Source organism: Pseudomonas sp. FSL W5-0299 (assembly GCF_005930655.1).
Classification (GTDB): domain Bacteria; phylum Pseudomonadota; class Gammaproteobacteria; order Pseudomonadales; family Pseudomonadaceae; genus Aquipseudomonas; species Aquipseudomonas mandelii.
Window position 1 is genome coordinate 54,323 of the sequence record NZ_RXHX01000010.1, and the last position, 15,745, is coordinate 70,067.

A 15,745-nucleotide genomic window follows, 5' to 3' on the forward strand; every position below is an offset into this window, starting at 1 on the left:
CTCACTGTTCGATGCCGGTCGCCGTGATCAGCACCGGGTAGTGACGCAAGCCAAGGCGCTCGGCGAGGTCGTCGCCTGCAACCGGTGCCAGCGGCAGTCCGGGCACCAGCGCCCGTAGCGCGGCCAGGGCCTCGGCCGAGGCAACGTTGACCACCAGGCCTACCGCGTCGAGTTCGCGCAGGCGCAGTGCTCGCTGGCGCAGCCAGGCACGCGAGCGTTCGTCGTCGCCGACGAGAAAGAACGGCGGCAGTCCCGGCGCTTCGATCACCCGACGCGCCACATCGCCCGGCGACAGCCGCATCGAGCGCACCGGCAGCATGTCGGACTCGTTGAATACTTTGGCTGGCGGGCGCGGAATCTCGATGCGTGGCGATACCATGCTGCTACGAGGTTGCAGGTTCAGCGCTTCGTAGTACCGCAAGGCCGAGGTGCCGCCCCGTTCTGCGACGACAATCAACGTGTCGGCCTGAACAGTTACCGGCAGCCACGGCAGAGAGAGAAAGGCGGCGAGGGTGGGCAGGGATTTCATGGCAGGTTCCTTCGGGAGGTGATTTCCAACCGGGGTTTGCCCAGCACGCGGGCCAGGTGCTGGCCGACGCTGTGGCGGTAGCGCGCGGCCGGCGCACCGCCAGCGGGGCGGTGGTAACGGCCGATGGCGAGCAGCCAGTCGTCGCCTGGGGTGTGCTGCTCACGCAGGATTTCGGCGGCGATGGCCAGGTTGCGGTAGGGATCAAGCAGGTCGCAGGGCCGTGCGTAGCGCTGCGGGTGGTAGCCGAGATTGACCTGGCCGAGACCGGCGTCGATGCGGGTGGTGGGTGTGCGCCTGAGTGCCTGGCGCAGCCCTGCGCAGGCCTCGGCGCGGGTGGCGTAGCGCTGCGCTTTGCCGGCGACGTTAAGCGTCCACGGCCATGGCACCAGGCGGCCACGTAAGCGGATGCCGCTTTCCTGCAACGTGACGGCGTATAAGACGGTCGAGGGAATGCCGGCGTGCTGCGCGGCGACTTGATAGACCGGCGGTGGGATTTCCTGCGCCTGGGCGGTGCCGGCCAGTACGCAGGCCAGCAGCATGAGCACGGCTTGGCGCGACATTACGGCTGCCGCTGCCATTGGCCGCCGACCTGGCGCACGACCGCAGGCAGGTCGCCGGGCAGGCCCAGCGATAGCCAGCGTCCCGAGTCGTGATTGAGTGTGATCTGGCCGCCGCGAACCTTGGCCGGGTCGATGCCGATGCGCTGTGCCCAGGCACGGATATGGGCGTCATCGGCGCGGCTGCCAACGACGTAGATGTCGAATTCCATGCCGGCTGCCTGCAGTCGCAGCGTGGATTGATCGCAGGCGGGGCAGGCGTCCTTGACGAATACGGTGATCCGTCCGTTCGCTGCTGGCACAACCGGCGAGAATGCCGCCTCGGCGTCGGGCAGGATGACGCGGGGCATATCGGCGTGGAGCCGCTGCCAGGCGGCATCGTAAGCCCGCTGGTACGCGAGCAGCTTTTCGACGCGGCTGGCTTCGACCTCGACCTGCAGCTCAGCATAGCGGTGCCGTTCCTGGTCGGAGCGTGCCTCGATGCCCAACGCGGTGAGCGGATCGATGTTCGGCGAATAGACACCCAGGGGCCCTTGCATCAGATCCCGGTAGCGTGTCCATTCCTCGGCGCTCAGGCCCCAATCGCGCGCATGCTGTTCGTCACCGCGTTCGGTGACCACCGGCCGCTCGTGGCTGAGAATATTGTTGGTGGCGAGGTTTTCCGTACCCTGGGTGAGGCCGCTGGTCAGCAGGACAATCAGTGCGGGGACGATATGGCGCTGCCTCATTTGCCCCTCCTACTGCGCGGGAACGGGCAGGCGGCGGGTGTCGTCGCCGTGCCGGAACACGGCACTGCTCCACTCGGTGGTTTCGAGGCGCCAGCCGGCTTCCGCCTCTCCGGGACGCAGCAAACGAACCTGCGAGAGCTCGCTCGAGGCGGATGGCAGAATCGCGAGGAACCGCTCTCCGGCGCGCAGCTCGACACCGATCACCCGGAATGGCGACTTGGCGGCTTTCGGTTTGGCGGGGGCGGCACCTCGTGGTCGGGTCGTGGCCGCTGGCGTCGGGCGAGGCGCGCTGAGCCGCATTTCCAGCTGCTCGATGCGGGCTTGCAGCGGCAGCAGGTTTTCCGCTGTCGGGCGGCTGCCGAGTGCCTGCTCAATCGTGTTCAGCCGCTGCTCCAACACCTGCTGCTCGACCTCATAGCGCGTCTGGGGTAGTGCTGCCGGTTGCTGCTGGGTTTGCTCGACCTGCTGGACCAGTTCGGCCAGCCGCTTTTCCAGCACGGCGACCTGCAGGCCGGGCGCGCTGGTTTCGACCTGTGCTGCCAGACCAGACAGCGCTACGTGATCGATCACGACGGCGGTGCTGATGAGCAGCAGCCAGGTGATCGCGGCGACGCGCATCAGCGTGCTGTGCCGGTGTTGCCCACTACCTGGCATCGTCGTCATGGCTGGGGCTCCTCCACGGCAGGGAAGGGGCCTTCCAGGGGAGCGGTATCCGCGGTGGCGGGCGTCGGTTCGGCAGGCGTGTTGAGGGGCTGGTTGAAGCAGACGCGGCGCGTGGCGTGATCGACGTGCAGTGTCCGCGCCGGCCCGGCCAGGATCAGCAGGGCATCGCGCAGTTGCAGCGGACCGAGGTGGTAGTGCGCTGCCGGCAGCGGGAGGCTGTTCAGCGCATCGGTTTCACGTCCGTTGCAGAGCTGGTAGCCGGAGCGCTGCAACACATGGCGCAGCGCGTCGGCCACGTTCGCGTTGAGGGTGTCGGGAATGGACACGTCGACTACCTGCAACAGCAGATCCTGCTGGGCGGCCGTCGGGGTCAGTTCGACAAGGGTGTAGCGGCCGTAGCGGACGACCGGAATGTACTCCGGTGCCGGAGCTGCCACCTCATCGGGGGCGGGAGGTGGTGGGGGCGTTGCGCAGCCGGCCGCCAGTACGGCCAGCAGTAGGCAACTGCAGTAGGAAAGGGCGGCGTGCATGGCTCGGCTCTCTGCAAGGTCGAGCCGACACCATCGCCATCCTGCGAGGCTATATCAGCAAACAAAGGGAATTGCTGTGTTGCCGATTTCCTTCAGTTCACACCGGCCAATCGCAATGATCTACATGGCTAAACACAAAGTGCGTCCTTATGTACCGGAAAGAAACGACTAGGCGCGACGTCTCCACAATCAGCGTGCGACAGGGGGTAAGTGGAAGGTTTTATGGCATTTTGCTACCTTGCTTGGGTGCGTGGTCAAGAGAGAGTGAAATGGAATTACTGAATGAGATTCTGGAATGGTCCCAGGGACTGGAGGAATGGCAGCGCGACGCCCTCCGCCGTGTCTTCATTGACGGAAATGTTTCCCCAGCGGAAGTTCAAAAACTGATTGATCTTGTCAAAGAAAAGCATGGTTGTGGCCCGCAGACCGATGCACGTCCGATCCCCCTCAACGCGGGCCATCTCCCCGCGGTGGCTGGAAGTGGCAGCGTTCGACTGCTTTATCTGGAGAACATGCAGAACGTCAACCGCTTCCCTCAAGGTCGACGACTGGAACTGATGCCCGATAGGCTGAACATACTGTTCGGCGAGAATGGTGCAGGCAAGTCGGGTTTCGCCCGTGTTTTGAAGAACATCTGCCGTGCGCGCCATCGAACGGCGGTTCTTCCAAACGCATTCGATGGCACGAAACCTCGACCAATTCCATCGGCCAGTATGGTCTTTTTGGAGGACGGCAATCCAAGGCAGGTTGAATGGGTACAAGGTCAAGACGTTGATTCAGCCTTGGCCAAGGTGGCTGTTTATGACAGCGCCTGTGGTAGTGACTATCTGGCAAAAGAAGGTGCGAGTGAATATCAGCCATACGGCCTACCGCAGCTGAACCGCTTCATTGCGGTACAGCGTGAAATCCAAGCCCAGATTGGTCGAGACCGCGATGCAATCCGCTTGGACAAGACAGCCTTTAATGACCTTCTGGGCAATCACGAAGTCGGGGCCATCGTTGCACAGCTAGGCTCTGGCAGTGATGGAGATCGATTAAAACAGCTCGCTACGGTAACTGAAGGGGAGGCCCAGCGACTTGTCGATCTCAATGGGATTCTCGCCACTATGGACCCCGAGCCTGAAGCCAAAAGAGCCGAGCAGCTAGCTCAGCGACTGGAAACATCTTCCATTACCGCGCGAGCCGCTCAACGCTATGTCACAGATGCAGCCCTAGACGAAGTAAAGAACCGCCACGACCGTCTTCTGAAAGCCCGGGAAGCTTGGAGCTTGGCACAGCAACAACTCCACCATCGAAAAAATGGGCAGGAAGCGGAGCTTCTTACAGGAACGGGCAACGATGCATGGAAATTGCTGTTTGAGGCAGCAGCCAAGTTCTCAACGGAGCATGCTTACGTTGGACATGATCACCCCTATCTTGGCGATGACGCCAAGTGCGTTCTTTGTCAAACGTCGCTGGAGCAGGATACGAAGGCGCGCCTGAGAGGATTCTCGGAATACATTGCCAACGAAGCCTCGCGCAACGTACAGAGCGCCGCCGAATTCATGGATGACACCATGAAGAAAATTGCAGAGGCCAATTTCGTCCCGCTTGATCAAATCACGGCACAACAGTTGAACGAAATTGATCCAGTGTTGGCCTTGTTCGCTGCGACGTCAGTCTGCCAATGGAATGCTCGGCGTGATTGGGCACAGCAGGCGGTTCACACTGGAATCTGGGACGCCCCGCGTCCGGCCCTCCCAGAGGGGGAAACTTTGGACGTTCGACTTTCCGGGAAAGTACAACAGTTGCGAGTCCGCGCCCAAGAATTCCGAAAGGCTCTGGACCAAGAAGCCAAGAAGCAATTGGAAAAGGAGAGGACTGAACTTCAGGCACGGGAACGATTGTCTGGGCGGATTCAGGAGGTGCTTAAGTATGTCGGCGATGCGCAAGCCCACAAAAAGCTATCGGACTGCTACGCATCTTTAGACAGCCGAGGCTTGTCTAGAAAAGCTACCGCCTTTGCAACCAAGCATGTGACCAACGCATTGGCCGACAGCATGAATGAAGAGTTACGTGCGCTAGGATTCAGAGGTCGAGTAGAAGCGCTCATTTCTGGCCGCACGAATGCTGATGCCGGCCAAACCATGGTCACATTGAAGCTAAAGGACTGTGAAAACGGGGCACATCTGGTGCTTTCGGAGGGCGAGCAACGAGTGATGGGATTAGCCATTTTCCTGGCTGAGTCGCGCTTGCAAGGTCATGCCTCTACCATCGTGTTTGATGATCCCACCACGTCGCTGGATCATCACCATCGCCGGAGTATTGCGAACCGCTTGACTCAACTCGCAAAAGAACGGCAGCTCATCATTTTTACGCACGATGCGGTCTTTCTGGGCGACTTGGGCCGAACCATAATTAAAGCTCAACAGCCAGCTCACTACCTCACGATAGGCTGGGATGGGAAGTATCCAGGTCATGTGAAGGAAGGCATGACGTGGGAAACGGCGGACTGGAAAGCTCGCTTGGATGAGGTAGGAGGGGCTGCTAAAGAGATTCAGGCTGAAGCGGGAGACTACCTGAGCGAAGCGCTGAAAAACCGTACGAAGGATTGCTACACGAAGCTAAGAGGAACTATCGAGCGAGCGGTTCGTGAGGTGTATATGAACGAAACCATCCTCCCATTCTCGGATGAGGTGTCCGTCAATAGCTATGGCGCAGTGTTCTATCAGTCGCAAGAGGAATGGGAGCAACTCATGGATATCTACGACAGGTGTTGCGAGGCGACGGATGCTCACGACACCAACGGTGAGCATCAGCTCCCGATCCCTGAACCAGACCAGTTGATCAAAGACGTTGAATCAACCACAGCATTGGTCCAATTCGCCAAGAAAGCGAAGGGGAAATTCGAAAACGAGCGAGGCCAGAAGCGCAGGGCAGCAAAAAAAGTGTTCGTAAACACAGAGGCATAGTTGCAATAACGGAGATAAGACTTGGATCTTTACACGAAAAATGGAAAGCCCCTCCAAGTGTCAAGCAACACAGTTTATAGCCGCTCTGGAAAGGTAGTGGGTCGCATTAAAGGCGAAAAGGTCTATGGCATTGACGGGCGCTATGTGGGAACTATCATCGGTGATCGCCTTGTGTACCGCTCCACGCATAGCGCTGGAGTCAGCTCTCCCTTTGCATCAGCAGGCCGTGCCGGAACGGCAAAAGCTCAACGAGCTGGGTCAGCTATATGGGGCAATGAGCCTGATATACCAGACTAAAGCAACGCACAAAAACGGCCCGCTAGGGGCCGTGGACTGGGGGGGAGGGATTCTTGCCCCTGTGGAGAGGCCGTGATGATAGGAGGCCGGCAGCCCGATAGGCCGCCGGCATACGCAGGTAGATCAGGCCGCAACGAGCTGCCGTGCCAGTGCTACCTCCACCGAGTCGCCATCCTGATTCAGGACGTCGAGCCCGGATTCAGGCACGTCTCCCGACGTGCTCTGTGCCACCATGATCTTCCTGGCCATCAGCTCCAGGCAGGTCATCTGCGAGGTGGCCGCGTAGCCCAGGTAGATCACCTTGACCGGCTGCTTTTGACCGATACGCCATGAGCGCCGCGCGGCCTGTTGCAACGAGTACACGTGGTAGCCCGACTGAAGGAGCACGATCGTCGGGAACTCCAACAGGTCCAGCCCAGTCTTGACCGGCTCGGAATTGGTGATGGGCACGTTGATGCCGCGGTCCAGCTGCTCGGCGATCCAGCCCCCACGGCGAGAGGCCTCTTCATCGAGCGGATCGACGTCCTGGAGGCGAAGCCGCGTGTTTCGTAGCGGCTCAGCTTGTCGAGGCCTGAGAGTGTCATTCCATCCAGGTTGGCGCGGATCTCGAACCGCATGCCGCCGCCGGTGGGGTAGGCCTTCGGGTAGATGTACCGGATGACGAACTCCCCGTCGTACTTGCCTTCGGGGTATTGCTCCAGTTCTGCATCCTTCACCTCGAACACACCGAGGTGCGTGGTGAGGCGGCCGACCGTGAACGGGCCGTTGCGGCCGCGAATCGTGCGCAGCGTGAGCTGGCCCGGAACTATGATGGGTGAGGCTGCCCTGGGGGCTACCGTGGAATCCATGGTGTTTCTCCTTGTGTGGATGGGATGAAGAAAGGCGACCACCTGGTCAGGAACCAGGTGGCGTGCCGTTGATGGAACGAGGAAGCGGCGTCAGGCCTTGAGTTGGCGCATGCCTTCGGCAAGCATCCACAGCGCGCGGTTGAGCCGCAGGTTCTGGTCGATCCCCTGGACCGGCCGGGTACGTTGGCGTCGACCCTGGGCGCTGCGTCCGTTCAAACCTCCTTTGATGAGATTTTCCTGGATGCGATTGAACGTGGACCACAGGTCGCCGCCCCGGTCGTCGAAGCGTCGGGGCGTCAGCACCTGAGCCTCGGTGATCGGCGTCACCTTGTCGGGCGCGTCGTACTTGAGCGCCAGTGCAGAGCGGGCCAACACTTCCTGCTCGCCCTCGTCCAGGGTGATGATGCGCATGGTGTTGCGGGACTCCTGAATCCGCTCGAAGCCTTTCAGGACTTCGTAGGCACCTTCGATCACCTGGTGCGCGACGTTGCCTTTGTGGGGCACGCGCACGTCGGCCAGGGTGTCACCGCAGACCAGTCCGTTGTGGCAGACGAACCTGAACATGCCGGCGAGCATTTGGTAACTGCTGGTGCCGTCGTGCGAGTTCAGCAAGATGATTTCATTCGCTTCGTCGCCGTTGATCTGGCTGGCGTGGCGAAGACGCAGCATGTGCTTGGTGTATTCGCGGCGGTCCTCATGGCGCACGCGGGTCTGGCACACCATGAAGGGTAGGAATCCTTCGCTGCGCAGCTCGGCGAGCACGGAGGCGGTGGGGATGTAGCTGTAACGCTCGGATCGGCTTTCATGCGGGGTTTCCGCGAAGATTGACGGGACCACCGAGCGAATCTGATCGTCCGACAGGGGACGGTCCGCGCGCAGTATCGGAGAACGGGGTGCAAAACGAGATGCGAGTTGCATGGCTGACTCCTTGAACAATGCGGCAATCGGCGCGTGGAGGCGGGCAGCCCGGCACGGGTGATTGCATGGGATGAAAAGCCCCGCGAGCGGGGCGGGGTGGAAAACAGCTCGATCGCATGCCACCGACACCGAGGTGCCGGGGCATGGACGAGGGATGAAGGACAAGGCCCAGGACGGGCCTCGCGGGCTAGAACGAAGCCGCCAGAGCGGGCTCCTCGACAGGTGATTGCTCGGGTTCGCTGGATTGCGGCCCCTCGTTTTCGTCCTCGGCGGCAACCGTTTCTTCGGGCGCAGGTGCGTCTTCGGTGACGGGTGCCTCGGACTTCAGCGGGTAGACCTGCTCGCCATCGACCTTGACCAGGCCGATGTGGATGAGCTTGGACTCCAGCGTGGCAGCCGCTTCACCGGCCTTCTCGCCTTTGGTGCGTAGGTACGGATCGGCCCGCATGTCGTTGAGCTTGAAGGCGATCAGCACCTTCTTCTCGGCTTCGACGGCCTGGACGCAGCGACGCACCAGGTGCTGGGCATCCGTGTTGGTGACGATGGTCTCGATGTAGCGGTAGTCCGGATCATCGACTGGCCCGGCCAGCGCACCGATGGAGCACGCCAGGAACGGATCACCATCCTTAGGCGTGACGTCCTTGGGACGATTCAGGTAGCCGATCCCGTGGGTGATCAGCTCATGCTGTTCGACTTGTGCCAGCTCGGCGCGGTCGATCAACTCGGCCTTCAGCAGACGGGCCTTGAGACTGGCAGCGGCCTTGCCTTTGTGCTCGCCGCTGGGACGGATGAACGGATCGACCCAGAGGTCGCCCAGGCGGAACCGCACCAGCGGGCGATGCTTGGGATCATCGACACCGATGTAGTTCTGGACCAGTTTCTTGGCTTCGGCCCCGGAGACCTTCACGTCGAAGTAGCGCAGAACCGGGTCCTTGGCAGGGCCGACCAGCGCGGCGATGGTGCAGGCGAGGAAGGGTTGCGCCTTGCGGCCGCCATTCACCGGAACCTCACGGGCACGCTGGATGTAGCCGATGCCGGAGGTGTGGATATCGAAGTACGACTTCTGGTTGGAAGCAGTGTGGGTCATGGTGAATCTCCATTGACTTGAGAACAAGAAAGCGAAGACACACCGACCCAAGGCGGGGAGGTGCGTAACCCCGCGGTGGGTTGAGGAACATCTGCATCCACCATCGGCAAGCCGGTAGTTGTTCGCGCGAGGGATGCGGTGCGAACGGGGTCGGTCACACGGGGGAACCGTGGGCAGCCTTGAAGACCGAAGCTGCCTGGCATGTCGCTGACGACGTCAGCGGAACATGAGGTGAGCCTGGCGCTGTGCGATGTCCCCGGCCAGGGGGAATCGGCTACTGCCGGTGACCTTATTCGTCAGTCGCCGCAATAGCAGACTCCGAACGATTCGCCACCAAAAGCGAGCTGGAGACGCAAGCAAAAGTGTTTCACGAGGCAGCATCCCCGGGATCAAAAAGATTGGCTGTTGGGCTTAAATTACCGATACTGACAATGGGCCAGTATTGATTTAGAGAGGCGATCAGATCTGATGGCAAGGAAGCGAAGAAACAAATCTGAAATTTCCGGGGTGGCTATCCTCGGAGTCCTGTTCCTGGGAGCGATTGCCTCTATCCCTAAAGAAGCCTGGATTGCTCTTGCTGGAATCGGGATTATCGGCTTCGGTGTTTGGCTGACCGTAAAGGCCAACAGCAACGCACCCAAAACCCCTCCCCCTGTGGCGCATCAACAGCACCGCCCTCCATCTTCAAGAAATCGGCCGAGAGCGTTAGAGGCTGATCCAAATCGTGGCCTAGTGTTCTCTCTGGACGAGGTCGAAATCCAAGATCAGGCCTATACAGGCAGCCCCCAGGAACTGGCACCTGCTGCGGAGGAGAAAGTCAGGCGGCTAGCGGACACAGAATTTTTCACGGTTACCCTCGAGGTCTCGAAGCCATCCTCATATCGCCTGCCGAGTGCGCCGGCGACACTGATGGATGAAAATGTCCGCTGGATTCCGGCTGGTGAATTCGTTGAGGTAGCCGGAGAAAAGATTCCAGGCGGCATGATCTATGTCGGTACTGGGCGAGCTGATCGTTATGCTGCACCCGAGCCATCTTTGATCAACCCCAAACTCAAGATTGCGCGTGGTGTTATCGACATCGCCGAGCGGCTGACTGGCTACTGGTCCAGTTACGACTCGATTTCCGCCGAGGCGCGTCGCGCCTACTTGCAATGGCTGTCCAGTGGGCGGAAAGCACCTCATACCAATATCGGCTACGTATTCCTGTTCTTCTACGGCCTTGAGCGGCGTGTATTCGTTGATGCGAAGAACGATCCCAATGTCGCTTCCGAAATCCCCGGCATCGTGTCGGAAGTCGAGCGCCTTCTTGTCATCTATGGGGGGAGCGGTTCATTCAGCAACTACGCTGGCCGGTTTCTCGCGTTTCTGCGCATGGGTGAGACCCCACCGAAACGTTATTTGGCACCGCCTCCGGACAACCAGGCCTACGGTTATGAAATGCCCATGGAATTGCGTATTGGTCTGGGGCAACTAGCTACCGACAAGCAGCGTGTGCCTGCCACATGGGCCTTGTCCTGGGCGCTGGCGGATCACAGTATTGGCAAACGGACGCCTGTGAGCCGTTGCCAGGACGCCTTCGCCGCGTTGTTCAAGATCAAGTATGAGCAGCTTCATGGCGACGGCATGGTTCTGCCGCTGAACAAGACCAGGTTGAAGTTGCAGTACAACACAGCGTCGGCTGCCTTGCCGGCTCAAACGCTCGAGGGGTTCGGTGATATCCCCGACGTAACAGCAACTTCAACACCCCGTAAAAAACTTCAGCAGATAGTCGACGAATGCACGACGGAGCTGGAGCCCTACAGCCGATACCTAGGTCGTAATCCCGATACCCCCGATGCTTTGGAAGGCTTGCTGCAGCTTCCCATCATGCTGTGGCCGGCGGCTGCGCGTGCCGAGTTGGATGCGCTGAAGCAGCGCATAGGCGACGGCATGGTGGTCATGAGTTTCGGCGAACTGGCGGGGCGACTGAAAAGTGCCGGAGCTCTTTCGCGGGACAAGGTGATCGCGCTGGCGCGCGCGTTGGAGTCATTGCATATCGGCATTGAACCGGATGTATTAGCCGGCAGCAAAACACCTAAGGCGGAAGATACCGTAGCGCTGTTTGCCACCCAGATAGAAGACGGGGATCTACGAGCTTCTCCCGCTTACAATGCCGCCTCAGTCACCTTGGATCTAGCCTGTGCCGTTGCTGCGGCGGATGGCGACACATCTCCAGAAGAGATCATGCTGCTGTCCCGTCACGTCGATTCCTGGAGCCACTTGAGTGGGGCGCATCGCAAGCGCCTGAAGGCCCACCTCCGTCTAAAACTCAACCAGCCGCCGACCTTGCAAAGCCTGAAGAAAAAGCTGGAACCGCTGACCACTTCGGCGAAGCGAACTGTGGCGGCGTTCCTTGCCCACCTAGCTCAAGCGGATGGGGAGGTGAGCCCTGCGGAAGTAAAGTTGCTTGAGCGTGTCTACAAGGTTCTTCAACTGGACTCTCAGCTCCTATACGGAGACCTCCATGTGGCAGCTAGTGCCGCGTCGACGAGCACTGCTCCTACGGTTGCGTCGATATCACCTTCCTCCGCATCGTCAGCGTCGATGACTGGCTTCACGCTGGATCATGAGCGGATTGCCCAACTACAACGTGAAACCGAGCAGGTGTCGGCGTTGCTGGCCCAAGTTTTCGTAGATGAGCAAATCGTCGAGCCTGAGGAGCCCGATAACAGTGGCGCTTCGGATGACACCAGTAGCATCTGTGGGCTGGATGCTGATCACTCGGCCTTCCTTCGCTTGCTTGTCTCTCGGATGGAATGGTCACGAGAGGAGTTGGAAGCGGTGGCCAGCGATATGGATCTCATGCTCGATGGCGCGCTTGAGCACATTAACGACATGGCCTTCGAGCATTTCGATATGCCTATTACCGAAGGTGAAGATCCCCTCGAGATCAATCCTGACATCATGGGAAAACTACCGTTATGAGCAGCATCAGAGCTAAAGATCGCGATGCGGTTATTCAGTCCCTTCGTGCGGGAGTCGTTCCTCGAGCAGGTCAACACCTGATCCAGGTGGGTAGGGTTGGTGAGCTGGAAGCGCTCATTCGTGATGTCGAGCGCTTGACCGAGAGCGGTTCAGCGTTTCGAGTCGTAATTGGTGAGTACGGCGCGGGAAAGACCTTTTTCCTGAATCTTGTGCGCGCCATTGCGATGGAGCGCAAGCTCGTGACCATGCATGCGGATCTGAATCCCGATCGCCGGCTCCATGCCTCCGGTGGCCAGGCTCGCTCGCTTTATGCCGAGTTGGCGAAAAACATGTCCACGCGTACCAAGCCTGATGGCGGAGCCTTGCAGGGCATTGTCGAAAGGTTCATATCCCAAGCCAAGAGCGAGGCCAAGGCGTCCGGTAAGGACAGCGAGACTGTGATACGCGAACAACTGGGCCAATTGACCGAGATGGTCAACGGCTATGATTTCGCTGATGTGATCGCGGCCTATTGCAAGGGCTTCGAGGAGGGCAACGAACAGCTCAAGGCCGATGCCATCCGCTGGCTGCGAGGTGAGTTCACCACAAGAACCGACGCGCGCGCTGCCTTGGGTGTACGCACAATCATCGACGATGCTTCCGTCTATGATCAGCTCAAACTCCTGGCTCGGTTTGTCCGCTTGGCAGGCTTTGAGGGGTTGATGGTTTGCCTGGATGAGCTGGTCAATCTCTATAAGCTAGCTAATACCCAGGCACGTAACGCCAACTACGAACAGATCCTGCGCATCCTCAACGACTCCTTGCAGGGTTCTGCCGAAGGCCTTGGATTCGTGCTCGGAGGCACCCCCGAATTCCTGATGGATACCCGCCGCGGCTTGTACAGCTATCCGGCTTTGCAGTCGCGTCTGGCCGAAAACAGTTTCGCCAAGTCTGGGTTGGTGGACCTGTCAGGACCGGTCATCCGCCTGGCGAGCCTGACACCCGAAGACTTCTATGTACTTCTCCAGAAGCTGCGCCATGTCTACGCCTCGGGCGACAGCGCACGCTACCTCCTGCCTGACGAGGCGCTGCCTTTGTTCATGGCGCATTGCAACCAACGGTTGGGGGATGCCTATTTCCGTACACCCCGCACCACTATCACTGCATTCATCAACTTGCTGGCCGTGCTGGAGCAGAACCCGGGCGCGGACTGGAGACATTTGTTGGGGGCTGTGGAGCTGAGCCCGGATAGAGGCGGCGAGGCCGATACTCAAGTAAATGCCGACGATGAACTTGCAACCTTCCAGCTCTGAGTCGGAGGGCTTGAGCCTTCTTGACTCCCGAATTCAGCGCTGGATCTGGATGGAAGGCTGGACCTCACTACGTGATGCCCAGGAGCGGGCCATCCCCGCACTACTCGGTGCGGATCAGGACGTCATCATCGCCGCGGCGACGGCGGCCGGTAAAACCGAGGCCGCATTCCTACCCATTCTGACGAACCTGCTGAAGCAGCAGGAACCGCCAGGCTCAGTGCTTTACATCAGTCCGCTCAAGGCACTGATTAATGACCAATGGGAGCGATTGAGCACGCTATGCGACGAACTCGAGATTCCCGTCATTGCCTGGCACGGCGATATCTCGTCGAGCCGCAAGCACCGCTTTCTCAAATCCCCTGAAGGCGTGCTGTTGATCACCCCGGAGTCTCTTGAAGCACTGTTCGTGAACCGGGGGACGAGCCTGCCCGGAATTTTCGCGAACCTGCGCTACCTCGTGATCGATGAGCTGCATGCCTTTATCGGCAGTGAGCGAGGCAAGCAACTTCAGTCTTTGATGCATCGGGTGGAGCAGGTGATCGGACGTCCTCTCCCGAGGATAGGTTTGTCAGCCACATTGGGCGACATGATGCTGGCTGCTACCTTCTTGCGCCCAGCTGCCCCGAGCAAGGTGACGGTGATCGAATCGAAAGGTTCGGGACAAATTCTGAAAATTCAGATCAGAGGCATTCAGGAGCCAGAGAAAGACACACCCCAACAGCCCGAAAAGGAGGAGAGCCCAGAAGACGAATCGGATTCAGATCACACAATTGCCGAGCACCTCTTCCAGGTGCTGCGGGGAAGCAACAACTTGGTGTTCCCTAACAGCAGGACTCAGGTCGAATGGTTTGCTGATCAGCTACGGCGTCGCTGCGAGCAAGATGGTGTACCTAATGAGTTCTGGCCACATCATGGCAGCCTGTCGAAAGATATCAGGGAAGATACCGAGCGGGCCCTCAAGACGGGAGACCGACCGGCGACTGCGATCTGTACCACCACGCTGGAGCTGGGCATCGACATTGGCAGCATCAGAACCGTTGTGCAGATAGGTCCGCCGCCTTCAGTTGCCAGTTTGCGCCAACGTCTTGGACGCTCTGGACGTCGCCCAGGAGAGGCAGCCATCCTGCGTGGATACTGCAAGGAGCGTCGATTGACGGATGATTCTCCAATGTCAGATCGCTTGCGCCAAGGATTGGTACAAAGCATCGCGATGATCCGGCTACTGATGAGGGGATGGTTTGAACCGCCAAGACCACAGGGCCTGCATTTGTCGACCCTGGTGCAACAATGCCTCTCGGTGATTGCGCAACGAGGTGGTGCCACTGCGGCAGAGTTATGGGGAACGCTAGTACGCAATGGCCCTTTCTTGGCTGTCGAGCGGGACAGCTTTCTGAACCTCCTGCGTGCTTTGGGTGAACGAGATCTGATCGTTCAGGAGCAGGCCGGGCTCTTGCTGCCTGGTGAGTTGGGTGAGCGGCTGATCAATCACTACGACTTCTACAGTGCATTCACCAGCAATGAAGAGTTCCGAGTTGTTTGCGATGGAAGACCTCTTGGCGCTCTGCCTGTCTCACGACCTCTGAGTGCTGAGCAGCGCATCATCTTCGCCGGGCGTCGCTGGCAGGTGATTGATGTTGATACGGAAGGCAAAGTGATCGCCGTCAAGCCCTCCCCGGGAGGAGCCCCCCCGGCTTTCGACGGTTTGGCTGCTCGAGTTCACGACAATGTTCGGCAAGAGATGAAAACCGTACTGCAGGAAACGGAGGCTTATCCCTACCTCGATCTAGTGGCACAACGGCTGCTGGCGGAGGCCCGGAAAAACTTTGCTGATCTTGGGCTGGGCCATCAGAACAACTTTATTGAGAGTGGAGGCAGAACCTACCTTTTCACCTGGCAGGGAGATTGGACCAATGATGCCTTGGCCATTCTTCTCGAATATGTCGGCTTGCCCAATGAGAGCTCAGGACTGGTCATCGAAGTGCAGGGGGGAGGGGCGTTGCTTGAGAGCAAGCTTCGAGAGGTTGCGGCTTTAAAGGAGGTTAAGGCGAGTACGGTCCTCCGGGACGTGCAAAATATGATCAGGGAAAAGTGGGATTGGGCGCTGCCTCCCGAGCTGCTTATGGAGTCGTTCGCAACGATGTATCTCGATCTGGAAAAAGCACAGCAGACCGCAGCTCACCTGAGTGGCTTGGAGGATACTGCTTCTCTCTCGTGATTCCCCCTGCCAGCGTTCGGCGCAGTCGTGCCAAGCGTAAGGTGGTCTTTACTTTCTTGCCTGTTGCCGCTGACCGAAAACAGACCATGGTGTCCGGGGTAATCCGTTGCTGGCCTGCAGCAGCGTCAGCGCATGCAGGTATTGGTGCGGCCGCCACTGAGCTGAT

General features: G+C 59.4%; 12 protein-coding genes and 2 pseudogenes. 5 read left to right on the forward strand and 9 right to left on the reverse strand.

Features of this window, described 5'->3' with window-relative positions; all coding sequences use genetic code 11:
* Position 1 precedes the first annotated feature (1 nt).
* Genes FHL16_RS14905 through pilL2 form a run of 5 tightly spaced genes read right to left on the reverse strand, consistent with a single transcriptional unit; the run spans position 2 to position 3,007 of the window.
* Positions 2 to 529 carry an integrating conjugative element protein gene (locus FHL16_RS14905; RefSeq protein ID WP_020798904.1) on the reverse strand — a complete coding sequence of 176 codons (528 nt, stop codon included), beginning with the start codon at positions 527 to 529 and terminating at the stop codon, positions 2 to 4.
* Complete coding sequence (locus FHL16_RS14910) at positions 526 to 1,107, reverse strand: lytic transglycosylase (RefSeq protein ID WP_077748604.1); 582 nt, start codon at positions 1,105 to 1,107, stop codon at positions 526 to 528. Before FHL16_RS14910 ends, FHL16_RS14905 begins: the two co-directional genes overlap by 4 nt.
* A complete protein-coding gene (locus tag FHL16_RS14915) occupies positions 1,089 to 1,814 on the reverse strand; it encodes a TIGR03759 family integrating conjugative element protein (RefSeq protein WP_020798906.1) in 726 nt (241 codons plus the stop codon). Before FHL16_RS14915 ends, FHL16_RS14910 begins: the two co-directional genes overlap by 19 nt.
* A 9-nt stretch (positions 1,815 to 1,823) precedes the next feature.
* Entirely contained in the window at positions 1,824 to 2,477 is a 654-nt protein-coding gene (locus FHL16_RS14920) for a hypothetical protein (RefSeq protein ID WP_020798907.1), read from the reverse strand.
* Entirely contained in the window at positions 2,474 to 3,007 is a 534-nt protein-coding gene (gene pilL2, locus FHL16_RS14925; protein ID WP_042955530.1) for a PFGI-1 class ICE element type IV pilus protein PilL2, read from the reverse strand. Before pilL2 ends, FHL16_RS14920 begins: the two co-directional genes overlap by 4 nt.
* Before the next feature lie 269 nt (positions 3,008 to 3,276).
* Between pilL2 and FHL16_RS14930 the strand changes: the two genes are divergently transcribed.
* Together FHL16_RS14930 and FHL16_RS35000 are read left to right on the forward strand one after the other, a co-directional pair.
* A complete protein-coding gene (locus FHL16_RS14930; protein WP_042955531.1) occupies positions 3,277 to 5,958 on the forward strand; it encodes an AAA family ATPase in 2,682 nt (893 codons plus the stop codon).
* Positions 5,959 to 5,979: 21 nt separating this feature from the next.
* On the forward strand, positions 5,980 to 6,255 hold the full coding sequence (locus FHL16_RS35000) for a 4-fold beta flower protein (protein WP_077748605.1): 276 nt from the start codon (positions 5,980 to 5,982) through the stop codon (positions 6,253 to 6,255).
* A gap of 123 nt (positions 6,256 to 6,378) precedes the next feature.
* On the opposite strand, the pseudogene FHL16_RS34450 reads toward FHL16_RS35000, so the two are convergent.
* From FHL16_RS34450 to FHL16_RS14950, 4 genes and pseudogenes are all read right to left on the reverse strand, one after another.
* Positions 6,379 to 6,759 (reverse strand): annotated as a pseudogene (locus FHL16_RS34450) (DEAD/DEAH box helicase); the annotation flags it as partial.
* 80 nt (positions 6,760 to 6,839) lie between these two features.
* Positions 6,840 to 7,103, reverse strand: a pseudogene (locus tag FHL16_RS34455) (DUF3275 family protein); the annotation flags it as partial.
* Between the two features lie 90 nt (positions 7,104 to 7,193).
* Positions 7,194 to 8,021 (reverse strand): DUF932 domain-containing protein, encoded by an 828-nt coding sequence (locus FHL16_RS14945; RefSeq protein ID WP_042955534.1) that lies wholly within the window; start codon positions 8,019 to 8,021, stop codon positions 7,194 to 7,196.
* A 187-nt stretch (positions 8,022 to 8,208) separates the two neighbouring features.
* Positions 8,209 to 9,108, reverse strand: coding sequence for a DUF3577 domain-containing protein (locus FHL16_RS14950; RefSeq protein ID WP_020798912.1), 900 nt, complete (start codon positions 9,106 to 9,108; stop codon positions 8,209 to 8,211).
* Positions 9,109 to 9,576: 468 nt separating this feature from the next.
* On the opposite strand from FHL16_RS14950, the gene FHL16_RS14955 reads away from it, so the two are divergent.
* From FHL16_RS14955 to FHL16_RS14965, 3 genes are read left to right on the forward strand one after another with little or no spacing between them, the layout of a single operon-like run.
* The gene (locus FHL16_RS14955; protein WP_020798913.1) at positions 9,577 to 12,072 is read left to right on the forward strand and encodes a tellurite resistance TerB family protein; all 2,496 of its coding nucleotides are present in this window, start codon (positions 9,577 to 9,579) and stop codon (positions 12,070 to 12,072) included.
* Positions 12,069 to 13,364 (forward strand): ATP-binding protein, encoded by a 1,296-nt coding sequence (locus FHL16_RS14960; RefSeq protein WP_020798914.1) that lies wholly within the window; start codon positions 12,069 to 12,071, stop codon positions 13,362 to 13,364. Before FHL16_RS14955 ends, FHL16_RS14960 begins: the two co-directional genes overlap by 4 nt.
* Positions 13,339 to 15,579 (forward strand): DEAD/DEAH box helicase, encoded by a 2,241-nt coding sequence (locus FHL16_RS14965; RefSeq protein ID WP_042955535.1) that lies wholly within the window; start codon positions 13,339 to 13,341, stop codon positions 15,577 to 15,579. The genes FHL16_RS14960 and FHL16_RS14965 overlap by 26 nt, the downstream gene beginning before the upstream one ends.
* Positions 15,580 to 15,745 lie beyond the last annotated feature (166 nt).

Coding starts and splice junctions, on each gene's coding strand:
- FHL16_RS14905 (WP_020798904.1), bottom strand. CDS start 529: ATGAAATCCCTGCCCACCCTCGCCGCCTTTCTCTCTCTGCCGTGGCTG.
- FHL16_RS14910 (WP_077748604.1), bottom strand. CDS start 1,107: ATGGCAGCGGCAGCCGTAATGTCGCGCCAAGCCGTGCTCATGCTGCTG.
- FHL16_RS14915 (WP_020798906.1), bottom strand. CDS start 1,814: ATGAGGCAGCGCCATATCGTCCCCGCACTGATTGTCCTGCTGACCAGC.
- FHL16_RS14920 (WP_020798907.1), bottom strand. CDS start 2,477: ATGACGACGATGCCAGGTAGTGGGCAACACCGGCACAGCACGCTGATG.
- pilL2 (WP_042955530.1), bottom strand. CDS start 3,007: ATGCACGCCGCCCTTTCCTACTGCAGTTGCCTACTGCTGGCCGTACTG.
- FHL16_RS14930 (WP_042955531.1), top strand. CDS start 3,277: ATGGAATTACTGAATGAGATTCTGGAATGGTCCCAGGGACTGGAGGAA.
- FHL16_RS14945 (WP_042955534.1), bottom strand. CDS start 8,021: ATGCAACTCGCATCTCGTTTTGCACCCCGTTCTCCGATACTGCGCGCG.
- FHL16_RS14950 (WP_020798912.1), bottom strand. CDS start 9,108: ATGACCCACACTGCTTCCAACCAGAAGTCGTACTTCGATATCCACACC.
- FHL16_RS14955 (WP_020798913.1), top strand. CDS start 9,577: ATGGCAAGGAAGCGAAGAAACAAATCTGAAATTTCCGGGGTGGCTATC.
- FHL16_RS14960 (WP_020798914.1), top strand. CDS start 12,069: ATGAGCAGCATCAGAGCTAAAGATCGCGATGCGGTTATTCAGTCCCTT.
- FHL16_RS14965 (WP_042955535.1), top strand. CDS start 13,339: ATGAACTTGCAACCTTCCAGCTCTGAGTCGGAGGGCTTGAGCCTTCTT.